The organism is Ulvibacterium sp. (genome assembly GCF_965248315.1).
Taxonomy (GTDB): Bacteria; Bacteroidota; Bacteroidia; order Flavobacteriales; family Flavobacteriaceae; genus Ulvibacterium.
Genome location: NZ_CBDFIX010000002.1, coordinates 3,475,160 through 3,496,287 on the forward strand (window position 1 = coordinate 3,475,160; position 21,128 = coordinate 3,496,287).

Annotated in this window: 15 protein-coding genes; 7 read left to right on the forward strand and 8 right to left on the reverse strand. The window is 40.1% G+C overall.

Annotation, left to right across the window (positions count from 1 at the left end; genetic code table 11):
* Nucleotides 1-30: 30 nt before the first annotated feature.
* The 3 genes from ACP2AF_RS16485 (at nucleotide 31) to ACP2AF_RS16495 (ending at nucleotide 4,212) form a co-directional block, all read left to right on the forward strand.
* Nucleotides 31-1,698 carry a TPR end-of-group domain-containing protein gene (locus ACP2AF_RS16485; protein WP_425237249.1) on the forward strand — a complete coding sequence of 556 codons (1,668 nt, stop codon included), beginning with the start codon at nucleotides 31-33 and terminating at the stop codon, nucleotides 1,696-1,698.
* Nucleotides 1,699-1,821: 123 nt separating this feature from the next.
* Nucleotides 1,822-2,463: a hypothetical protein gene (locus ACP2AF_RS16490; protein ID WP_425237250.1), complete on the forward strand. Its 642-nt coding sequence runs from the start codon at nucleotides 1,822-1,824 to the stop codon at nucleotides 2,461-2,463.
* Between the two features lie 105 nt (nucleotides 2,464-2,568).
* A complete protein-coding gene (locus ACP2AF_RS16495) occupies nucleotides 2,569-4,212 on the forward strand; it encodes a hypothetical protein (RefSeq protein ID WP_425237251.1) in 1,644 nt (547 codons plus the stop codon).
* 7 nt (nucleotides 4,213-4,219) lie between these two features.
* Here ACP2AF_RS16495 and ACP2AF_RS16500 read toward each other — a convergent pair whose 3' ends face one another.
* The 5 genes from ACP2AF_RS16500 to ACP2AF_RS16520 all read right to left on the reverse strand — a co-directional run bounded on the left by ACP2AF_RS16500 (nucleotide 4,220) and on the right by ACP2AF_RS16520 (nucleotide 12,950).
* Complete coding sequence (locus tag ACP2AF_RS16500; protein WP_425237252.1) at nucleotides 4,220-4,888, reverse strand: ion channel; 669 nt, start codon at nucleotides 4,886-4,888, stop codon at nucleotides 4,220-4,222.
* Nucleotides 4,888-8,004 carry an efflux RND transporter permease subunit gene (locus ACP2AF_RS16505; RefSeq protein WP_425237253.1) on the reverse strand — a complete coding sequence of 1,039 codons (3,117 nt, stop codon included), beginning with the start codon at nucleotides 8,002-8,004 and terminating at the stop codon, nucleotides 4,888-4,890. The genes ACP2AF_RS16500 and ACP2AF_RS16505 overlap by 1 nt, the downstream gene beginning before the upstream one ends.
* A 221-nt stretch (nucleotides 8,005-8,225) precedes the next feature.
* Nucleotides 8,226-9,341, reverse strand: a complete 1,116-nt coding sequence (locus tag ACP2AF_RS16510; protein ID WP_425237254.1) for an efflux RND transporter periplasmic adaptor subunit — start codon at nucleotides 9,339-9,341, stop codon at nucleotides 8,226-8,228.
* 1 nt (nucleotide 9,342) lies between these two features.
* Entirely contained in the window at nucleotides 9,343-11,670 is a 2,328-nt protein-coding gene (locus tag ACP2AF_RS16515) for a TolC family protein (RefSeq protein WP_425237255.1), read from the reverse strand.
* A gap of 38 nt (nucleotides 11,671-11,708) precedes the next feature.
* Entirely contained in the window at nucleotides 11,709-12,950 is a 1,242-nt protein-coding gene (locus ACP2AF_RS16520; RefSeq protein ID WP_425237256.1) for a cation:proton antiporter, read from the reverse strand.
* Nucleotides 12,951-13,178: 228 nt separating this feature from the next.
* On the opposite strand from ACP2AF_RS16520, the gene ACP2AF_RS16525 reads away from it, so the two are divergent.
* Nucleotides 13,179-15,110: a PQQ-binding-like beta-propeller repeat protein gene (locus tag ACP2AF_RS16525; protein WP_425237257.1), complete on the forward strand. Its 1,932-nt coding sequence runs from the start codon at nucleotides 13,179-13,181 to the stop codon at nucleotides 15,108-15,110.
* A 71-nt stretch (nucleotides 15,111-15,181) separates the two neighbouring features.
* On the opposite strand, the gene ACP2AF_RS16530 is transcribed toward ACP2AF_RS16525, so the two are convergent.
* Nucleotides 15,182-15,880 (reverse strand): hypothetical protein, encoded by a 699-nt coding sequence (locus ACP2AF_RS16530; protein ID WP_425237258.1) that lies wholly within the window; start codon nucleotides 15,878-15,880, stop codon nucleotides 15,182-15,184.
* Between the two features lie 320 nt (nucleotides 15,881-16,200).
* Here ACP2AF_RS16530 and ACP2AF_RS16535 point away from each other — a divergent pair, with 320 nt between their 5' ends.
* The gene (locus ACP2AF_RS16535; RefSeq protein ID WP_425237259.1) at nucleotides 16,201-16,971 is read left to right on the forward strand and encodes a helix-turn-helix transcriptional regulator; all 771 of its coding nucleotides are present in this window, start codon (nucleotides 16,201-16,203) and stop codon (nucleotides 16,969-16,971) included.
* Nucleotides 16,972-17,008: 37 nt separating this feature from the next.
* Here ACP2AF_RS16535 and ACP2AF_RS16540 read toward each other — a convergent pair whose 3' ends face one another.
* Together ACP2AF_RS16540 and ACP2AF_RS16545 are read right to left on the reverse strand one after the other, a co-directional pair.
* Nucleotides 17,009-17,890 carry a M28 family metallopeptidase gene (locus tag ACP2AF_RS16540; protein WP_425237260.1) on the reverse strand — a complete coding sequence of 294 codons (882 nt, stop codon included), beginning with the start codon at nucleotides 17,888-17,890 and terminating at the stop codon, nucleotides 17,009-17,011.
* Nucleotides 17,891-17,983: 93 nt separating this feature from the next.
* Nucleotides 17,984-18,604 carry a family 16 glycoside hydrolase gene (locus tag ACP2AF_RS16545; protein WP_425237261.1) on the reverse strand — a complete coding sequence of 207 codons (621 nt, stop codon included), beginning with the start codon at nucleotides 18,602-18,604 and terminating at the stop codon, nucleotides 17,984-17,986.
* Between the two features lie 136 nt (nucleotides 18,605-18,740).
* Here ACP2AF_RS16545 and ACP2AF_RS16550 point away from each other — a divergent pair, with 136 nt between their 5' ends.
* Nucleotides 18,741-20,045 carry a hypothetical protein gene (locus ACP2AF_RS16550; protein WP_425237262.1) on the forward strand — a complete coding sequence of 435 codons (1,305 nt, stop codon included), beginning with the start codon at nucleotides 18,741-18,743 and terminating at the stop codon, nucleotides 20,043-20,045.
* 245 nt (nucleotides 20,046-20,290) lie between these two features.
* Nucleotides 20,291-21,064: a MerR family transcriptional regulator gene (locus ACP2AF_RS16555; RefSeq protein WP_425237263.1), complete on the forward strand. Its 774-nt coding sequence runs from the start codon at nucleotides 20,291-20,293 to the stop codon at nucleotides 21,062-21,064.
* Nucleotides 21,065-21,128: the final 64 nt, after the last annotated feature.

Consider the following 21,128-nt stretch of genomic DNA (forward strand, 5'->3'; position numbering starts at 1 on the left):
TTTGCGTCCTATTCATCAATCGAATCCATTATGAAAAAAGTATGTAATCTTCTTGTTGTATTATTCGCCCCTTACCATTTAGTTGCGCAACCGCTAATAGAGGTTGCAAAATTGCATTACACCCATGAATCCTGGGAATTGGCCTACACATCCTATAAAAATGTATTGGAAATCAATCCCTATAATGATATGTATTGGTATCGCTATGCAAATGTCGCCGAAAAGATCAATCATCTTGATGAGGCCATAGAAGCCTACCGTAAAACGATTACGTTAAACACGGCCCATGGCTTGGCCATGTACAGACTGGCCAGCTGTTATGCCCGGAAAGGGGATACAAAAAACGCCCTTATGTGGTTGGAGAAGGCCTACCATACCGGTCTTTATGATATTCAAAGTGCGATTGAGGACCAAAACTTTAAGAGCCTTCATTCTGACAATCAATTTAAAACTCTTACCCGACAATTGTTCCAACCGGCCACAAACCAAATACAGGCATGGCGGCAAGACCTGGAATACCTTGTGGAACAGGTAGAAAAAGAGCATAAGAATTTTACGCATTCCATTTCCTCGAAGGAATGGCAAAATGCAGTACAAAAAATCCATAACGGGATTCCTCAAATGACAGATTTAGAAATCATAGGCGCCTTTATGGAATTGTTGGCCAAAATTGGGGACGGCCATACCCTGCTTTATCCTCCTTTTCAAGGAACCTATGCATTTAAGGCCCTGCCTTTGGAGTTTTATTTTTTTGAAGACGAATTGTATGTAAGGGCGGCCGAACCCGAGTATCGATCGTTAGTAGGTGCCAAGGTCGAAAAAGTGGGATCAATGTCTATTAAAGCTATCATGGATGCCTGCAAGAACTATTTGGGCCATGATAATGATATGCAGTTAAAATGGATTATGCCTGTTGCATTGGGTTTTGGCGATATTTATGAATTGATTGGGGCCAGTAAGAATAGGGATTCCATTGCATTTACCTTACAATTCTTGGATGGACACAGAAAGACTGTCTCCGTAAAATCAGGATCTCTTACCCGAGATCCCATGGCCAGATTTGCCCCATCCCACTGGGTAGATCTACAAAACTCCAAAATTCCGTTATGGAAAAAGGATCCTGAAAACCAGTATTGGTACGAATACCTTACGGACAGGAAAATTGTATACTTTCAATTCAATCAGGTACAAAACAAACCCGAACAGAGTTTAGCCGACTTTGTTAAGGAACTGGTCCAATTTATTAATAAAAATGAAGTAAAGGCCTTGGTACTGGATATACGCCTTAATAACGGGGGTAACAGTTTTTTAAACCGTTCATTGATCCATGAAATTATTAGAAACAAAAAAATCAACACCCATGGAAAGCTCTTTACCATTATCGGCAGACGGACCTTTTCCGCAGCCATGAATTTAACCTCCGATCTGGAAAAGAATACGGCCACACTATTTGTCGGTGAACCCACAGGATCCAGCCCAAACTTCTATGGAGAGGATAACGAGTTTACACTCCCCAATAGCGGCTTGACCGGTAGTATTTCCAGCAGATATTGGCAGGGTGGGTATACTTCGGACGATACCAGAACCTGGATTGCCCCTCATTTGGCGGCCAGTTTAAGCCTGGAGAACTATCGGAACAACGAAGATCCGGCATTGGAAGCTATCTTCACCTATCTTGAGGCTTCAAAAAGCGAATAGACCGTATCCCTAAAGTGGTATTGGAAACAAGACTTATGGTGTAATCGGCATTCGTTTTTTCTCTATTTTTATAGAGTCTGAAGTTATATTATTTCAGATTGACCAATCTAAACTATGAGTGCCATGAAAATAACCCGATTTGTTGCGATTGTACTTCTTACATTTTCGTCAGTTGGCTGTTCCTCCTATCTGACCAGTTCTGAAAACGTCAGCAAAACAAAAAAAACCTATGAAAAGGTTTTGGTATTGGGACGTTCAAAAGATAATACGACCCGATTAAAATTTGAAAACCAAGTTGTGGAACAGCTCAAGGCAAATGGCGTTAATGCCATTGCCTCGTTTACCATTGATGGAACCAAGGACCTAAGCCGCAAATTTTCTGAAAGTGAAGTTCATGATGTAAAGAAAAAATTGGTCTCGGAAGGGTTTGATGGCGCTATTATTACCAATTTGGTAAATTCCGAAGAGTATACCGATGTTATCCCGGGAAACTCTTCCACGACCTATATCCCGGCCAGGTATGGGCGTTTTGGTCGCTATTACGCCTATTATCCCGTAACTACTTGGGCGCCCGACCAGTTGAAGACCGGGATAAAATATGTCCTGGAAAGTAGCCTTTATAACATCAAGACCGATGATGGGGATAACTTACAGTGGGTAGGTAGGTTCGAGTTGAAAGACCCGACTTCCTTAGAAAGAACATCTTCAAATTACGCCAAAGAACTTGTCGGAGCTTTGTTAAAGCAAAGTATCGCCACCAACTAATAGGTTACCTCAATGAAAATTAAAGGTCTAATCCATTGGATAGGACTTTTTCATTTCTTTTACTATTAATGAGTATCTTAAAACTCAATTCACAGTTTTCGTTAAATGGCCTTGGGCAAAACATCAAAATTGGCAATAGGTGCCGTTCTCTTGGGAATTGTTATAGCTCTGGGAATAGTATGGGCCAAAAAACGGATACGTAATTTGATTCAAGCAGAAATCGCTCATTTTAATGATACCAAACCCTATACTTTTACATTCGATAATCTTGACTTCTCCTTACTTAAAAGTTCGGCCAAATTTCAAAATCTGACTATTACCCCAGACAGTGTGTCTATGACGGGGGACGTACTGGATAGTTTTGACCATCCCCATGTTTTCGTTCAAAGTTTACAAATGGAGGGACTTGATGTATGGGCCATACTTGTCCGTAAACATCTAATACTAAAGGATATTGCCATTAATGGCATTGAAATATTGTACCAAAAAAATGCCGATACCAAAACCGGACCGTCCCAACCCGCCAAAAACAGTACTCCAAAGACCATTCTGCTCAATAAACTAAAGGAAATTAAGTTAGGTAGATTTTCTGTGGATGATTTCTCCTTTACCCTTACCGGGGTCAATAAAGATACCCTGGCATCCTATACGTTGAAGGAATTTGAGGTTGACGGCGTCCAATTACAAAGGCAATCCAATGTCCCAGGCTTATTCAATATTAATACGGACGATTTGAGCTTGAGACTTTCAAACCAAAGACTTGGCCTTGCCCAAAAGGAATATGACCTTCAGTTGGGCAATGTACAATTCAATGCCAAAAAGGGATTGTTAAAAATGAGTGATGTGTCCTATGCCCCCATGCTTTCCAAAGAGGATTTGGGATCCAAATATCGTTACAATACGACAATTATGGAATCTCGGATACCCAAGGTGTCCATTTATGGCTTGGCTATCGAAAAACTATTCTTTAATAGAGGAGTACATTTTGACAGTGTTATTTTAGAAAATCCGGAGTTTATGGTTTATAAGGATATGAGCAAGCCTTGGAACAAAAATAAGAGGCCAAAACTGCTATCGGAATTGTTAAGGGATATTGAGGATCGATTTCATTTTAAATCAATAATTCTTAAACAAGCATCCCTGGACTATACGGAAAAAACCGAAAACCAGGGAAAGCTATTAAACGTGCCCATGAGAAACCTGGATCTGACCATGAGCAAAATTGAACAAACAAAGAACGGTAGTGCTTTGGATATTTCCATGGGTTGCACGGTTTTTGAAAATTTGTCCTTAGCATTGGCCCTTTCCTTCCCAAACCCTAATTCCAGTGATGATTTTTATTTTAAAGGTTCGACGGGCAGTACCACCTTTCAATCCTTCAACCCGGTATTGCTTCCTACCTCCGGCATTAAGTTTGAAAAGGGAGACCTCATGGGGATGACCTTTAATGGCCACGCAAACGCTTCTCGCGCAGAAGGAAGTCTTACTATGTTATACCATAATCTAAAAGCTACTGTTTTGAAGAAAAATAAGACTGAAAAGAATAAAACCATTTCCTTTTTGGCCAATCAAGCGGTTAGATCATCAAACCCTTCAAGGAGTGGAAAGACCATGGTAGGAGCCATTGATTTCGATCGGGTGAAATACAAGGGATTTGGGAACTTTCTCTTTAAATCGATTGAATCGGGAATAATAAACTCGGTCTACCCTTTTGGAAATCGAAAAAGGAAGAAACAGCGGCATCATTAAAATACTGTTATTTCTGTTTTTTATTCATGATGTATTTTTCCACTACCACCGCGGTAACAATTACAATGTAAAATTGGCCAATTAACCCTGCAAGAACAGTTGCTTTTTGTGCAATGGGGGTAAGCGGTACAATATCGCCATAGCCAATAGTAAGCAAAGTGATATAACTAAAATATAGCAAGGCATCCGATTTTTGTTCAATGGTACCTATTACTGCACTCCCTGAAAAGGAGGAAGGATGAATAAGTTCAATGGACAAGAACATAAAAAAAGCTAATAATCCCAAGGAAAGGTAGGCGCTCATTAAACCTATTATGACGTTTTTCCCGACTTTTTTGGCGTGCCAGACCTGCCGAATTATTTCTAAGGTAACCAAGGTATAGAAAAGGGTATAAATGGCAAGCCTAACCACTTGGTAATCGGCCTCAACACTTAATTTTTGTACAAGGGTATATGCAAAAAAAGACGCACCTAGTATGAATAGAATCAAGTAGCCCAATAAAAATTTTCGGGTCTTCGATACCAAAAGAATACCTGAAAGAATATTCACAAGAAAAAATATGTGGATTATCTCTTCCTGAAAAATGACCACAGGAAAAAGTAAGGACCCGAACAGAATGAAGAGCATACTTAGAAAAAATAGCTCAAATCGGATATGATATAATTTATCGATCACTAGTCTTCCATTAGGGCCGGGTCAAAGTCGTAGTTCTTATACTCTACTCTGTAAACGGCGCTGTAAAAAGTGGGAATAAAAATCAAGGTAATAACCGTTCCGAAAAGTAGACCAATCATGATACTTACGGCCATGCCCTCCCACATCTCACCGCCACTCAAGTATAAGGGGATTAAGCCCAGAACCGTAGTAAAGGTTGCTAAAAGGATGGGTCTAAATCGTTGAAGGCATGCCGTTATTACGGCATCTTTTTCACTCCTTTTTAATACGCTCTGTTCCATTTCCATTCGATCAATGAGTACAATGGCATTATTGATTACTATTCCTGCCAAGGAGATTACCCCAAGAAAGGGCATAAAACCAAAAGGTTCCTGAAAAATCAATAACCCAATCACCACACCGATAATGGCCAATGGAATGGTTAAACAGACCATGGTCATTTTTCGGAAAGAATTAAATTGAATAATCAACAAAAGGAGAATAATAAAGCCGGAAAGCGGTAAATACCGTACTACAGCACCCATATTTTCTGCCGTGTTTTCCGCATCACCGCCAAATTCATAACTGTAATCCGAACCCCATGTGGTTTTTTGTTCGTCCAACCAAGGTCTTATCTCATTGGTAATAGCAGAGGCGTTGGCATCTTCCCGAAGTTCGCTGGACACAATTACGGTCCTATAAATGTCCAACCGTTTAATCTTACTGTATTGCCATTGGGGCACAATACTGGCCACTTGAAGCAAAGGTATGCTCTTTCCTGTGGATTGGGAATAGACGTTTAATGTCTCCAAAGACTCCAAGGTTTGTTGTTGACTGGCCTCACTTCGCATTACAATGGGTATGGATTTATCATCTTCCCGATATTCACCGGTTTGAAATCCATCCAAAACTGTTTGTAGGGAAGTGGCAATATCTTGGTTGGAGACTCCTGCTGTTTGGGCCCGGTTCTGATCAATGTCGATAACGAATTTCTTACTTTTTGGACCCCAATCATCCTTTACATTTTTCGTGCCATTTACTTCGGTAAGCCTTGCTTTTACGGAATTTGCAATATTCGCTAGAACATCAGGTTCAGGGCCCGATACCTTTACTTCTATAGGGGTACCACCTCCCCCTGAACCCAATAAGCCTACCTTGATATCCGCATTGGGAAAATGTTCAAAACAGTACTCGTCCAATTTGTTGACCATCTCATTGTTAAAAACAAAGTTAGAGGTGTTTACCAATAAATGCGCGTAACTTGAGTTGGCCTCATCCGGTGTATAGCCCAAATCGTAGGATTCAGGACCTTCCCCTATGTAGGACGACCAATCTACAATACCATCCGGTCTATTTTCATTTACCTGTAAGGAATCGGAAATGTATTTTTCAATCTCCAGTACCACATCCGAAGTGGTCTCTATTTTTGTGCCCAAGGGTAGATTAATGTCTACGGTAATCATATTTCTATCACTATCCGGAAAAAAGACAAAGGCAATCTTGGTAAAACCGTAGAGAGAAAGAAAAAAAGCAACGAAAATTCCGATCAATACTACCCATTTATGGGCTAGTGCCTTAAGAATTAGATTCTTATAATATCCTTTAAGGGTATTGATAATGCGATCTATGAAGCTTTCCTTCTTTTCTGATTTCGGCGTGATTTTCAAAAAGAGGTAGCAAAACAAGGTAATTACGGTAAGTGCTATTATCCAAGAGGACAGGAGCGCCATGGAAATTACAACAAAAATAGGGCCCACAATATCCCCCATGGTCGATTCGGCCAAATAAAAAGACAGAAATGCCGCCGAAGTAGTCAAGGTTGAAATAAGTAAAGGGGTAAACAGTTCCGAACAGGCATCTATTGCAGCCTTTTTCTTGGGCACACCTTGCTCTAGTTTAACCATAATGGTCTCGGCAACTACAATGGCATTATCCACCATCATACCCAATGCCATAATCAAGGCCGCTAAAGTAACCTGATTTAAACCCATACCGATAATCCCCATGAGCATAAGGGTCATGACCACCACTATGGGGATCAAGCTTGCAATAATGGTCCCCGATCGCAACCCTAAAAATACAAGCATTACTATAAGGACAATGCTGATGGACTGTAGCAGGTTAACTACAAAATCACTGATTTTAACATCGATATAAGTGTCCAGAGAGGAAAGTCGACTTAGCTCCAAGCCCACCGGTAATTTTTGTCGCCACTTGGCTAGGGTCCTATCTATATCCTCCCCCAATTGAATAACATTGGAACCATCTTTTAGACTTACATGAAGCGATATGGCATCCTTGCCATTTACCCGGACTTTTTGTTTGGGCGGGTCAATATAGGATTGTGTGATCTTGGTAATGTCCCCCAGTGGTAATAATTGGGTGCCGTTGGCCCCTACCGGAATCAATGTCTCCTGGATATCCTCCAAGGAGTTGAAATTACCCGTGGGTTCCAAAATAATGCGCTCATCGTTTAGATTTATTTGGCCACCACTACTTAAAATGTTGGTCGATGCAATAATATTCTGCAACTTACTGGCGGAGAGACCATACTCCTTCAATTGCGAATTATCAAATTCTACAAAGATCCGTTCATCCTGCTCGCCTCCTACCTCAACTTTTGCCGCATCAGGAAGCTTGATCAAATCGTCCTTGATATCATCAACGTACTCCTTCATTTGGGCATAAGAAAAACCATCGGAAGTCATTCCTACCACAATACCATAAACTTCCCCAACACCATCATCCTTAAGATCAGAGGTTACACCTTGTGGCAAGCCCTCTATAGCGTTCAATTTTCTTCTTAGCCGATCCCAAACGGCCTGCATATCCTCAGGTGCTACTTCATCCTTTAAGGTTACCGAAACTACGGAGAGCTCGGTTCTGGAGGTACTGGTAACTTCCTTGAGCTCCGGAAGTTCTTGGGCCACCTTTTCTATCTTATCGGTTACCAAAAGCTCCACACGCTCCGGACTTGCCCCTGGAAAGAATGAGACCACCGTTGCCACTCGCACCGTATACGGAGGCATACTATCCCTAGGCAATGACTGATACAAGGTTATGCCCAAAAGCATAATGGTACCCAGAATGGTAAACGTGATTCTATTTTTATTTATCGAAAATTGGGTAAGGTTCATAGGTCACAATCGTTAGTTGAAAATACATCGCCTTTTTGGCAACAGCACTTCCGGTCTCTTGTCATTTTCGTATTCCCGGAATTGATTGGTTATTTAGTTTTTGGTTAATGGTTGTACGGTTTTAATGTCTTCAAAATCAACAACCCAGTAACTTTTTGATGTTTCTTTGTTTTTAAAAATCCATAGATATCGCCTACCTTGCCCCAAAAAGTGTCCGTACTTTACGGTAAGGAAACATATTGTCCGTCCAACAATGTTTGCAGGCCTGCAGTGGCAATCCTTTGCCCCTCTTTAAGTCCCTGAACGACCTCAAATCCATCGGAATTTAAGCCCCCCACTTGTATCGGATTTTTTTTGACGACGGATTTTTCGCCCTCTTCAACAATCACATAAACAAACCTTCCCGAGCTATCCTCCCCTACGGCATGTGCAGGAATACGCAGCGTACTACTTTCATTTTTGTTCTCATCCAATTCAAAAGTAACGTTGGCCGCCATCCCCGTTTTAATATCCTCTGTGGCCTCATCCAATTTTACCCGTGTGGGGTAGGTCGCTGTATTCGTATCCACTGCGGGCGACAGCTCTGTAACCTTTCCTATAAAGGTCTTGTCCGCCACCGAAGGTAATGTAATGCGCACGGGCATGTCCAAATGTACTTCGTTGATGATGCTTTCGGGAAGACCGAGGGCTATCTGCATTTCGGTTCCGGCATTTAAGACCCCAACGGTTTGGCCCGGACTTATGTTCTCATCTACTTCTGCGGTTACTGAGGTGATTACCCCATTTTCCGGTGCATACAAATACCCATAATTGACCTGCTCCTGTTGTATGGAAACACTTCTCTTGGCCGATTCATAGCTTTGTTGTGCTGTTTTATAAGAGTTCTTTGCCGATTCAAAATCGGTTAACGAGGCACTTCCCTTTTCATACAAAACCCGAAATCTGTCCAAGGAAAGTTTGGCTGTATTCATTTGGGATTCTGCACTATTCAAGGAAGAAACAGATCGTTCATAATTTAACCGGGATTCCACATTGTCCAATTTTCCCAGCAATTGTCCTTTCTTTACCGTTTGGCCCAATCGCATATCCAATTGCATTAAAATACCTGTGTTCCTAAAACTAAGATTAATAATTTTTTCCGTCCTTGCGGTTCCACTAAAGGATCTTTCCTTACCCCCATTGTCATAGGAGACTTCAATATATTCCACTGGACGTACGAATTCTTCTTTCACCTGTTTTTCGCCCCCACAGGATAGAATCCCAAGGAAAGTTACCAAAACAACTGTCTTTTTAAATTGTCGGTATAGTTTCATTTTCTTTGTATATAGCTTATTCATATTAATCCAAATTGGCATCAAGAAATTCTGCAAATCGTTGCCTAAAGGCATTGTTTTCCTCTTCGGTATGCAATAAAAAGTTATAGCCCATAAAACGTTCCAATTGAATGGCATTCAACAAAAAATTATAGGTGGCACTGGCCTGGGCCAATTGTGCTTGTAAGTAATTGTTCTGGGCATCGATCAACTGAATGATACTAACGGCACCCTCAGAATACGAGGTTTGCACCAGTTCCAAAGCATCTTTCGCGGCATTCACGGATACCTCGGAAAGCCGTATGTTGGAAATTTGGTTGAATAGATTTAAAACCCCAACACTTACATTGCTCTCAATGGCCAATTCCGTGTTTTGTATGTTGATTTCCAATTGATCCTGTTGGATTTTGGCGGTTTGTTTATTGATGTTGTTCCGGAACTGATTGAAAATGGGTAATGATATATTTACGCCCACGTTATAATTGTTGGCCGGGTCAAGGTCCGTACTCCCTACTCCCCATTGATTGAAGTTCTGGTTATAGTTGCCCTGCAGGGCCACAGTAGGTATCAAACGTCCAAAAGAATTTAGTCTAAAATTGCGCTCTACCGCTTTTAGGTTATGGTCCAAGGATACTAGTTCCGGGGAATTATTTTTGGCCTCATCGATCAAAAAAGCAACAAAAGGGTCTTTCAATAATGGGTTATCCAATATTTCGGCGAGTTGATTATAATTATACTCTGCAAAAACACCTTTACCTAATTCTGCATCTACTACGTCCAACTCAAAATCTATGGGATTGTTCAACAATTGATTGATACTTATAAAAGCTTGATCCAATTGATTCACTGCTTCTATCATAGTTTGCGTATTTTGTGCCATTTGACTCTCAAAACGCAACATATCGGATTTACCGGACTGGCCGGCTTCGTAGTTCTGTTTGGCCAGCTTTAAGTTCTCCTTGGTCAGTTGTAGGTTCTGATTCTGGATTTTTACATTTACCTTACTGATCAAAGCATTGAAATACAGATTGGAAGCTTCCAATACAGCATCGAGTTGGGCTGCACTAAAATTGGCTTCCTGAGCCTTTTGGAGATTCCTTTGAACGGTAATGTTGGCATTGGCGGCCTCTGAATAAACCGTCTGGGTCAATTGTATACTTCCATCGGTTGAGAACTCCGGGGAAAGCGGTGCAAAGGCCACACTTTCATCTATATTGGTAAATGATGCATTTGCGGTGATATCCGGGTAATAATTGCTCTTTGCCGTTTTTACATCCTGCTGGCTAAGTTCAACATCTTTTTGTTGGGACTGTAGGGAGAGGTTTCTTTCAAAATTCTCGTTAAGAATATCCAGCAGCGAATAGGTTTTTTGGGATAACGGGTTTTCGAATTTCCCTACAAAATCGGTTTGTGCTATAAGACTATATCGAATAGGTATGCCTAATTTTTGCATCGTATTGAAGTTTGCGGTCAAGCGCTGTTCAAAATCGATAAAGACACTTTGTTCAGATAAAGGATTTCCATTTACATAAGCTTCAATGGTTAGTGCGATACGCCTAAAGAATTGATTAATATTGTCATCGCTGTTATTGGTTGCCATAAGGCCAATTTCAACATCCCTTGGGCCAGTACCTGTAAATGAAGGAATTCCCTTTTCAATCAGCACCTCACTTAGCGCTTTTATCTGCTCGTCCAAAAGAAAAAATCCTCCGGCCAAATACAATGCATCTAGATTGTCAATTTTGGAAACGATATCCTCCACATTGGTAAAGGGAATAATGGTATAGTTGGCCCCGCTCCCTTTTAAAATATCGCCTACGGTCTTATCCAAGGGTAATACCGCAGCTATTCCCGACTCTATAGCGAAACCTACATGGGTAAAATCTGTTAATTCCTTTAAGGTTTTCAAATCTTGTTCAAAAGATTGAATCCCCATCAAATAGGTCAAATTTTCAATACCTGAGGTATTGTTTTCCAAATCGATGGTGGTCATATCGGAGTCAACGGAACCAAAAAGAATCGTAGGTTTCGCATGACTCGTTTGACCTTGAATTACAATATTACTTGCCGATCCAAAAGCAATGATGATATCTACTTCGCTATTTAACAAACTCTGGTAGTTTTTGCGCGCGATGTTTACATCATAGTTGTGTACCAATTGGTATTCCATCGGAAAGATAATCTCGGCGTCTTCGCCCACAACAGCGCTTACTTCGTTCTTTAATCGTTCTAACAGAACTTCGGTCTCAGAGGTGCTAACATCCACGAGCATTCCTATCTTATAGGTTTTCTTAGTTTGGGACCAGCAACAAAAGCCGGTCAAAAACAGTATAAAAACCAAATATTTTCTCATAATCTATATGCTTTAGCTGCACTTTAGCAAGGTTGATGTCAATTTAGTTTAAGCTTTTTTATCAGTTTCTCTACTGTAAGTCCTTGGACTACAATGGAGAAAATAACAACAATATAGGTAACTACCAAGAATAAATCCCGTTCCATGGTATCGGTTAGGCCTAAGGCCAATGCAATGGAAATGGCGCCCCTAAGTCCGCCCCAGGTCATAATGAGATTGGTATTGGGTACAAAATCCAGTTTTTTCTCGAACAGCCGTACGGGTAAAATAAGGGATAGATAGCGACAGATCAGTCCTATGGGGATAACCAAAAGACCGGCTATGATGTATTTTGTCTCCAAATCCAACACCAGAATTTCCATTCCTATAAGCACAAAGAGAACCGTATTGAGCAAAATATCTATTAGTTCCCAGAACTTGTCCACATACTCCTCCGTTAACTCGGACATGGCCGCTTCCCTTGTTTTGTTACCCCCTATTATCAAACCGGCGACTACCATGGCCAAAGGAGCGGAAACGTGGAGGTATTGTGCCAAAACCGTACCGGTCATCACGGCTGCAAGGGTAAGGATCACTTCAATATTGTAATCATCTATACTTCGCATAAGCCGGTAGGTAAGCCATCCCAATAAAGTACCCAACAATACACCTCCAAAAACTTCCACAACGAACAATTCCAGCACCTCATTAAGGGAGAAACCGTTCCCCGTTCCACTGGCCAGTCCAAAAATGGTCAAAAAAATCACTACCCCTACCCCATCGTTGAATAGAGATTCCCCTACTATCTTGATTTCCAATTTCTTTGGAGCTCCGGCTTTTTTTAGGATGCCAAGCACGGCAATGGGGTCAGTTGGGGAAATCAACGCCCCAAATAACAAACAATATATAAACTTCACTTGGAGATCAATGGCCAAAAATACATAGTAGACCGAACCTCCAATTAAAAAAGTGGATACCAAAACGCCAAAGGTGGCAAAGGCAAGTACGGGCCAACGTTGTTCCTTAAGCTTTTGTAAATCGGTATGCAAGGCTCCGGCAAACAGCAAGAAGCTCAGCATTATGTCCAACAATACCGTCTTAAAGTCAATATGGGTAATAATAAAACGTTCCGCATTGAGCAAGGTGTCGTCTACATAGCTTAGCAAAAAAATGATTATGGTAAAGAAAATAGTAATTACGGTAAGCCCTATGGTATTGGGTAATTTTATAAAGCGAACATTGATGTAGCCGAAGAGGGCCGAAATGAAAACAAGGATACTTGTAATTACAAAATAATCCATCCAAAAGAGAAAATTTGGTTCGGCGTAAAAATATGTTAAATTTATCAAAAGATGGGCTGCACCCCTAAAAAAGATTGGCCTTTTAAAGGGATTCCCTATATTAATCCCAATAGCCTCTTTGGAGGTGTTACAGTTTGTCAATAGTGTAGTAGACAAATAAGCTATCCGGGAAATAGCTTTTTCCTAAATCGTATCTTAAAACAAGCCTAATCCGCATTGGAGAGAATCATGATGAAGAGCAATATAATCGTATCCATTTTATTACTATCGATATCATCTTTTGGTCAGCAAAAGATTACGCTGAAGCATAGGGTAAAGGAAAGCATTCTTAATAGCAACACTGGTATTGTTTTGATCAAGACTTCAGAATCGGTCTATGGGATAGGGCCCGAAAAGCAAGATATTATATGGGAGAATAAGAGTATTGGAGATTTGGATTTTAATCGATATGCGGAGATTCCCCTTACACATTATGCATTTTTCGAGGATAAGCCCTTGATCAATTCCGAAATCCTGTCCAAAACGCTTAACGCAAAAGGTATTTCACGAGCCATCGTGGATGTTACTACTGGAAATATTGTTTTCAATTCCAGCGAACAGGGATTTCATGCTGTGTTCAATACCTTACTATTGCCTGAGCAAGGGGCGGTTTTAGTGGATGGCAAAACCGAGGAAGGGTTTGGCATTGGTCTCTTCGATTTCAAAACGGGAAAGGAAATATGGAAAACCCAAGTGGTCAGTGATTTTTTCACTCGGACGAAAGGCGCTCTCTTAAACGAGGAGAAAGTCCTTTTGGATGCCAATCATAACATTTTTTGGTTGAAAAATCGCCATTTGCTAAAAATAGATGCCAAAACGGGAACTATTACCTACAACAAAAAGGGAATAACCAGTATTTTATTGAACGACCAAGGAAATAAACTCTATATATCCTCCAATAGCATAAATACCAAAAAACTGAATCAAGAAACCGTTATTTATGCTATGAATCCCAGAACAATGGATAGTCTATGGCCAGGGTCACCTTTAAATGTTGTTGGAAATATAATCGAAACTAACTTGGATAAGAACCAGCTAGTAGTGATTACCTCCAAAGGTTTCGATATCGTGGACACGAAAAATGGAAAGAAAAAATGGGACAGATCGGATCCCTTGCCCTTGATAAAAAAAATAGTCCCTACCAAGGATAGCTATTTGGTGGTTCAGGAAAATCAGTTGACAAGGATTGATAAGTTAGGGCACAAGGCTTGGGATACTCCGTTGAAAATCACCTATTCGGACGATGAAAATCCTGTCCATATTTTTGATGATGATCCGTATGCCCTTTTTATAACACCTTCAAGGGCCAATAGAATTGAAATTGAATCGGGAAGGAAAATTTGGAAGGAAGACCTTGCCCTATTCGATGCGGATTTTATCAATAGAAATTTAAAACTGGAAGTTCCGTATCATCGCGTATGGTTTAATCCAAAAACCGAACAGTTTCCGGTTTATAGTGAAAACAACTTCTATCTGTTCAACAATAAAGACATTACGGCACCGAAATCTTTACAGCGTTTTGATTTTGGAAGAGAATTTCCTGAACTAAAAATTAGGAAAGATGCCTATTTTTTGTATCAAGGCAATCGGTTTTACCTGTTCGATTTTTCCGGAAAGCTAGTTTATAAAAAGGAATATGCTCCCGTGAAGTCCGGATCCTTTGTACGTAGGTCTTTTCGCGACTCCTTCTATTGGCTCAAAAGAGGGCTTCAAATAACGTCAGCTACTTTACTGTTCGCCCCCACCCAGGCAAACCGAGCAATAAGAAGTACCATCGTATCAAATAATTTGGGCGCTTTGGGTACAGGGGTTTCCGGTATTTATGGGACGTATCGTTCCTATACCCAAGGGATAGACGACTTTAAAGATTTTGACGTTGATCTAGATTCCAACTTGGAGTATGTTTTTAAAAGAATCCGAAAAAGTCGGAAAAACAATGAAGCCATGATAATCACGGTCCCAGGTAATGGGCAAATACAGATAATCAATTTTCAAATCGACACCGGAAAAGAAGAGCTAATAAAGGAAATAGATGGAAGACAAGGTACTTTTATCATTGATGAGATCGAAAGGGTATTGTATATTTTTGATGGTAAGGAAGTTTCCATTGAAAAGTTATAACTGATCGACAATGTTTACCTATCAGGATTATTGGTCTTCCAAAGCAAAACTGCAATGCCGGGTAGACTACTTTAAACGATTTCCGATTCGTCTTTGTCTAGATTGTAATCTAGCTTCTGCCGCTCCTCAAGATCAATGGCATGGTATAGGGCGGTAAAGGCTGCACCGATCCACATAACTGAAATAAAGGCCCCTATAAGAAAACAAACTAGACCTGCTATGAAAATAGGGATTGCCAGCAGGGCCATACCAAAAATCCTCCAACCATGTCCTTTGGTCATTTCCCAGCTCTTTTCAACCGCGGCAATGGGCTCCATGTTTTTATCCATAACCAAAAGTGAAACAAAAGCCAGTCTACAGGCTAAAATAATCCCCGGGATTATGAAGAAAACAAATCCTATTCCTATAATTGCAAACTTCAGCAAGTGTGCCAAAACAATATTGAAGTAGTTGTTTTTAAATCCTTGGAACAACACTTCAATTTCCATTTTCTCGTTCCGGATACCGTGTAAATACAGTAAATTACCTCCATAGTTGATGACGGGAAATAGCAGGAAAAAATAGGCCGCCGCAAAAATTTGTAGCATAACGGTCAATGGGGTGATATTCGTCTCGGAATCATGAGCTATCGACACCGGACTTTCAAACAAAGCAACAACTAAGGTCACCAAAAAGAAATATAAAAAATAGCGCCATAGTTGTTGCCAGGCGTATCCATAACTTCCAAAAGTTGTCGCCTCGGGAACTCTTCCTTCGTATACTCTTTCCATAATCCTTGGTACTTTAAAGTTTATATAAAAGTAAGGGGATCTAGAAACTATTCCTTCCAACTTTGGTAGTGTTTTCAAAATCACTACTAAGGTATTTATCCTTTTCAAAGACATTTACATAATTTTAAGCCTAAAAGGAGGTTTTGTTAGGTCTCATATACATTGTTGTATTTTTATTTTGCCTTGCCATTGCAATGGCAAGTATCTGGATATCCCATCAATCTATCCAAACATACAACACCGATTTCCATCGAAATTATTTCTATTACCTGATTACCTTTTATGCCTTCGCCTTCTATGGAATCTGGGGGCAAATTTTGATGCGTGTATTACTTTCCTTTATGGATACGGATATGGGTGTAACCACTATGGTCGCCAACTTTTTACCGGTATTGGGCGTACCTTTTTTATGTATATCATGGATAATGCTCGTAAAAATGGGATATTCCTTAGTTGAAACGTCAATTCGTAAAAAGGTATCCTATTTTCATGCCATTTTCCTTGTAGGCCTTGTACCATTGGCTTGGGGACTATATGTGCTTTTTTTTCAGGACGATTGGCTTTTGGGCAAACAATTGGCCCATGCAGAAATTGGATTGATACTCTTTGTGGAACTGGCATCCATGGTTTTATTTGCCGTACCAGTTTTGGGTCATTCCAAAAAGTACAAAAGGCCGAAAAGAAAAATAATGAATCTATTCGTAGTCCTAATGGTATCGGCCTTTTTGTTTCGAGGGACTTTCATACCATTCGTATTTTCTGGTACATGGTTCGTCCTACCTATTATACTGATCTATTTCTTATCCAACTTCATTCCGTTGTTTTATCTAAAGCTAAAGTCGGATATTGCTTTTATCCCGGTATATGCCGGACACCCAAACGCCGAAAAAAAAATGATGCTCTATGAGAAATACGGGATTACAAAACGGGAAAGGGAAATTGTGGATGGAATTTGTGAGGGGAAGACCAACCAGCAAATTGCCGATGAACTCTTTATCAGTCTTCAGACCGTGAAGGACCATACCCATAGAATCTATACCAAAATTGGCATCAACAGCCGGATGAAACTAGTGCAATTGGTGAATGGGTAAACAATTTTCAAAGGAAAATCGAAATCGACGTTTTAAGCTATGAAGTGATTTGGTCTTCAATAACTTTGTAGGTCAAATAGGTTACAAAAGCCAAATAATCAAAATCTACGGTTTCAAAGGTATCGGTAGGTTCATGCCAATGCGGGCTGGTGTCGCCATGCTTATACTCCTCGGTAATGCCAACCGCGTTGTAACCGGCCTCTCTCCATTCCTTATGGTCGGAAGAGGTTACATTGGTCGTGTATATCGTAATTCCAAAAGGTTTGGCATGCTTCTCATATATGGATTTTAAATAATCCGTGGGCAGTTCGAGCTCAATATTACGGTCGCCGTCCTGGTCCCATCCCACTTGATCTGCGGTATGTACGGAGTGAACGTTATAGGCCTTTTCCTTCGCTAAGTTTACAAAAGCAAAGCTTCCGGCATGACCGGTTTCCTCTTGATCAAAAAAGACAACGATCAGATTTTTCTTCCGACTTTCCAAACCTGAAATTAGTTTGGAAACTCCATAAACCAATGCACAACCTGTTGCATTGTCACTGGCCCCGGGACTTTCTTCCACAGTATCATAATGCGCCCCTAGAACAATGTATTCGTTACTTGGAACGGTAGAAGGAATAATGGCGTACAGGTTGTTGCCTATGTAAGGATTGTGTTTGGACATACTGTTGTAATCGGGCAAATTAACCTGATAGGGATGTTCCTGAACCACTAACCCAATATTCTGAAGCGTACGCTTCAGAACATTTCTTGCCAGAAGTTTTTCTTCTTCATTCCGCCTCCGTTTCAATGATCGATTTTCATTAATTTTCGATGCTCCAGTCAATATGGAAATGAGTTGCCTCTGTTCTGGTTGGATTATCTCCAGTATTCCGTTAGGTATAGTCTTATGGGAAATCGTATCTGATTGGGAACCCATCTCTGTTTGCCGGATAGGTGTATTTTTTTCCGGTTTGCATCCAAAAATTGCGCAAAGCAGTAATCCGGTTATTATTAGTATCCTTAGGGTCATTTAATTGTCCTTATTGACCTTTATGTTTTTAAAACGGCCTTCATCACTATCTACCCATAGGCCCAGCCTCCCATTTTTGCGTTTACTAATTTGCTCTACTTCCAAAGTGGGGTCCGTAGAATCGTTTAGGTAGACCGAAACATTGGGGTACTTGATTTCAATTTTAACATGAAACCAATCATTGGGGTCGGGAACCGGCGAAACCTTATTCTCATATTTTCCTGGGAAACGTTCCCTTAGATTGTCCCAGTGATATTCCGGTGGACTGATGTATTGAATAGAATTCTCTTTTTTCTTTTCACTTTTAAAATTGAAGGGCCGAAAATAAACAGCCTCATAATGGGTATTATCCTTTCCATGAAATGCAAGCCCTAAAAAGCTATTGCCGCCTTCGTCTTTCCCTTTAACATCCAATTCCACAGTTCCATTTTTAAACGTTAGATCGTTAATCCATAACAAAGCACTCCCCTTACCTTCATTGATAATATGCATTTCTCCCTGGGTATAGGATACTTTACAATTATGCGCTTCCCATTTTTTTGGTTCCGCGTCGATTTTTTGGGCATTGCCCTTGCCCAATGCTATGAGAGCCAGGGTGATTGAACATAGTATTGATTTCATGCTTTGTATTTTCGGGTAAAGATATTTTACCAGTGAAAAAGCCACAATCCAAAGCAGGTTTGAAGTAAGGTCAAAGTAAGGTCATTCTAGGGAATGGGTACTTTTTTGTTCTCAATTGTGTTAATTTTATGGTTGTATGAGTCAGTCGGAACGCGATTATATCGAATTGTGTAAAAAGCAACTGGAAGAAAAGTTTTCCTTTGGAAACGGACAGGGGTATTCCCAAAAGGATCTGGAGCTTCTTTCGAACTATATAGAAGAAGAAAAAGGATTTTATATAAGCCTTTCTACGCTTAAGCGACTTTGGAAAAATAGTTTCAAACAAGGTCCGCAATTGGCAACGCTCAATGCTTTGGCAAAGACCTTGGATTATGATAACTGGCAGGATTTTAAACTAAAAAATAAGGGTGACAAGGTTGCACATTCAAATACTGCCCTCAATTCCAAGCAGGACACCGATGTTTCCTCAAAACCCCGTAAATTGGGTGCGGTTTTCCTTTTTGTAGTACTAATTTTAGGACTAATCCTCTTTGTTTATCGTCGAAAGGAAAATACATCCGTGTTAAAAGGCGATATTTTCATTAACGGTCCCGTTGTTTTCAAAGCAGACAAAACACTCTCCCGCGGTGTACCCAACACTTTTATTTTTGATTATGACGTTTCCCAAGTAAAGGCAGATAGTTTTTTTGTTCAACAAACTTGGAATGACAAAAAAAAGGAAAGAATAGATCCAAAGGGAACAGTTTTTACCAGTATTTATTACGAATCTGGATTTCACCGGGCTCGGCTTATTGCCAATGATAGTGTTATTGCTATGCAACCTGTTCATATTTTAAGCGATGGATGGGAACCTCATGTTTATTATGATTCCTCCGACGAGCGCTTTGTAGATTTCAAAGGAGAATCCTTTGTTACCAGGGGCAAGCTCCATTTATCAAAGGATTTATTATTGAAGAAGAATGTGGATACCAGCCAATATTTTATAACGCGAATAGGCCATAGCAAGAAATATGAAGTTTCTTCCGATAATTTTGAATTCAATGTCCGTACAAAACTGGACACCATGAACAATTCAAATTGTCCTTGGTTGAATGTTTTGATCATAACCGAGAAAAATGCTTTTAACATAGAATTGGTGCAAAAAGGATGTGAAGCCTATGCCTCCTACCATATTGGGGAAATACGTAGAAACGGAAAGGATAACGACCTTTCCCTATTGGGACAGAATATTTTTGAATGGCAGGAACTGAACCTTTCTGTAAAGGAAAAGAATGCCGAGATTGGAATAAATGGTGAATCCAGCTATTTCGAAACTTTTAAAGAGGATTTTGGAAAGGTCATGGGCCTGATATTTATTTTTGAAGGTAAGGGGTCCATTGACTATGTAAAACTTTCGGATGCTAAGGGCACTATTGCATTTGAGGATACTTTTGAAAGATAATCGATGTACATCTTTTACCTATAACTTGGAGCACTTTTGGAAACAAAAGAAAAAAGTAGTTGACAGGGAATTGGGTAAATTTTCCCAATAGGCTCAATTCATCTCTTCCCTCTCTTACCATTGCTTACAACCAAAACTGGTTTTTACTATTACTAGTTCCGATTTAATAATTTAAAAAAACACTTGACTCTAACCTTGCGTCATAGTCTACATTTGCCCATGTGATTCGTAAATAAGATCAAAAAATGAAACGATACAATGTCAGTAAGCTTTCCAAATTGTCAGGTGTAACCGTCAGGACCTTACACCATTATGACAAAATCGGAATCCTAAAACCTTCGGACCGAAGTGATGTGGGCTACCGGTATTATGGAGAGAGTGAGCTATTACGCCTACAACAAATCTTATTCTATAAGGAGCTCGGCTTTTCCCTAAAGGAAATAGAAGCTGTCTTGAATGACCCGGACTTCGATCTGGTTACAGCACTAAAGGGTCACAAGGAGCTATTGAAAAAAAGAAGGAGCCGTATCGCTAAACTCCTCAATACTATTGATCAGACAATAACATATTTAACTAATGATAAAACAACTATGGAACCTAAAAAACTTTATGAAGGGCTTCCCAAAGAAATGGGTACTACCATACGCCAGGAAGCTATTGGAAAATATGGCCTGGAGGCCATTACCAAATCAGAGCAGGAACTATTGCAATTGAACAAGGCAGACTATGTTAGACTTAAAGAAAAGTTGGAAAAAGTTACCCTAGAACTCTTTAAACTAAAAGATAAAGAGCCAAAAAGTACCGAAGTCCAGTGGCTTATTAAGCAACACTATGAAATTATCAGAAAATTCTGGGGAACGGAAACCCTGGAAGATAAGCAAGCGGATACCTATGCCGGGTTAGGCCAAACTTATGTGGACGATGAGCGGTTTACGGTTATGGACAACAAACCACAACCGGAATTTGCCCAATTCCTAAAGTTGGCCATGGCACATTTTGCCCAACGTTATTTAAAGTAATCCATCAAAAATCAACAGTCATGATTATACCTATATTAAGGATTTTACTAGTAATTTTTTTGAA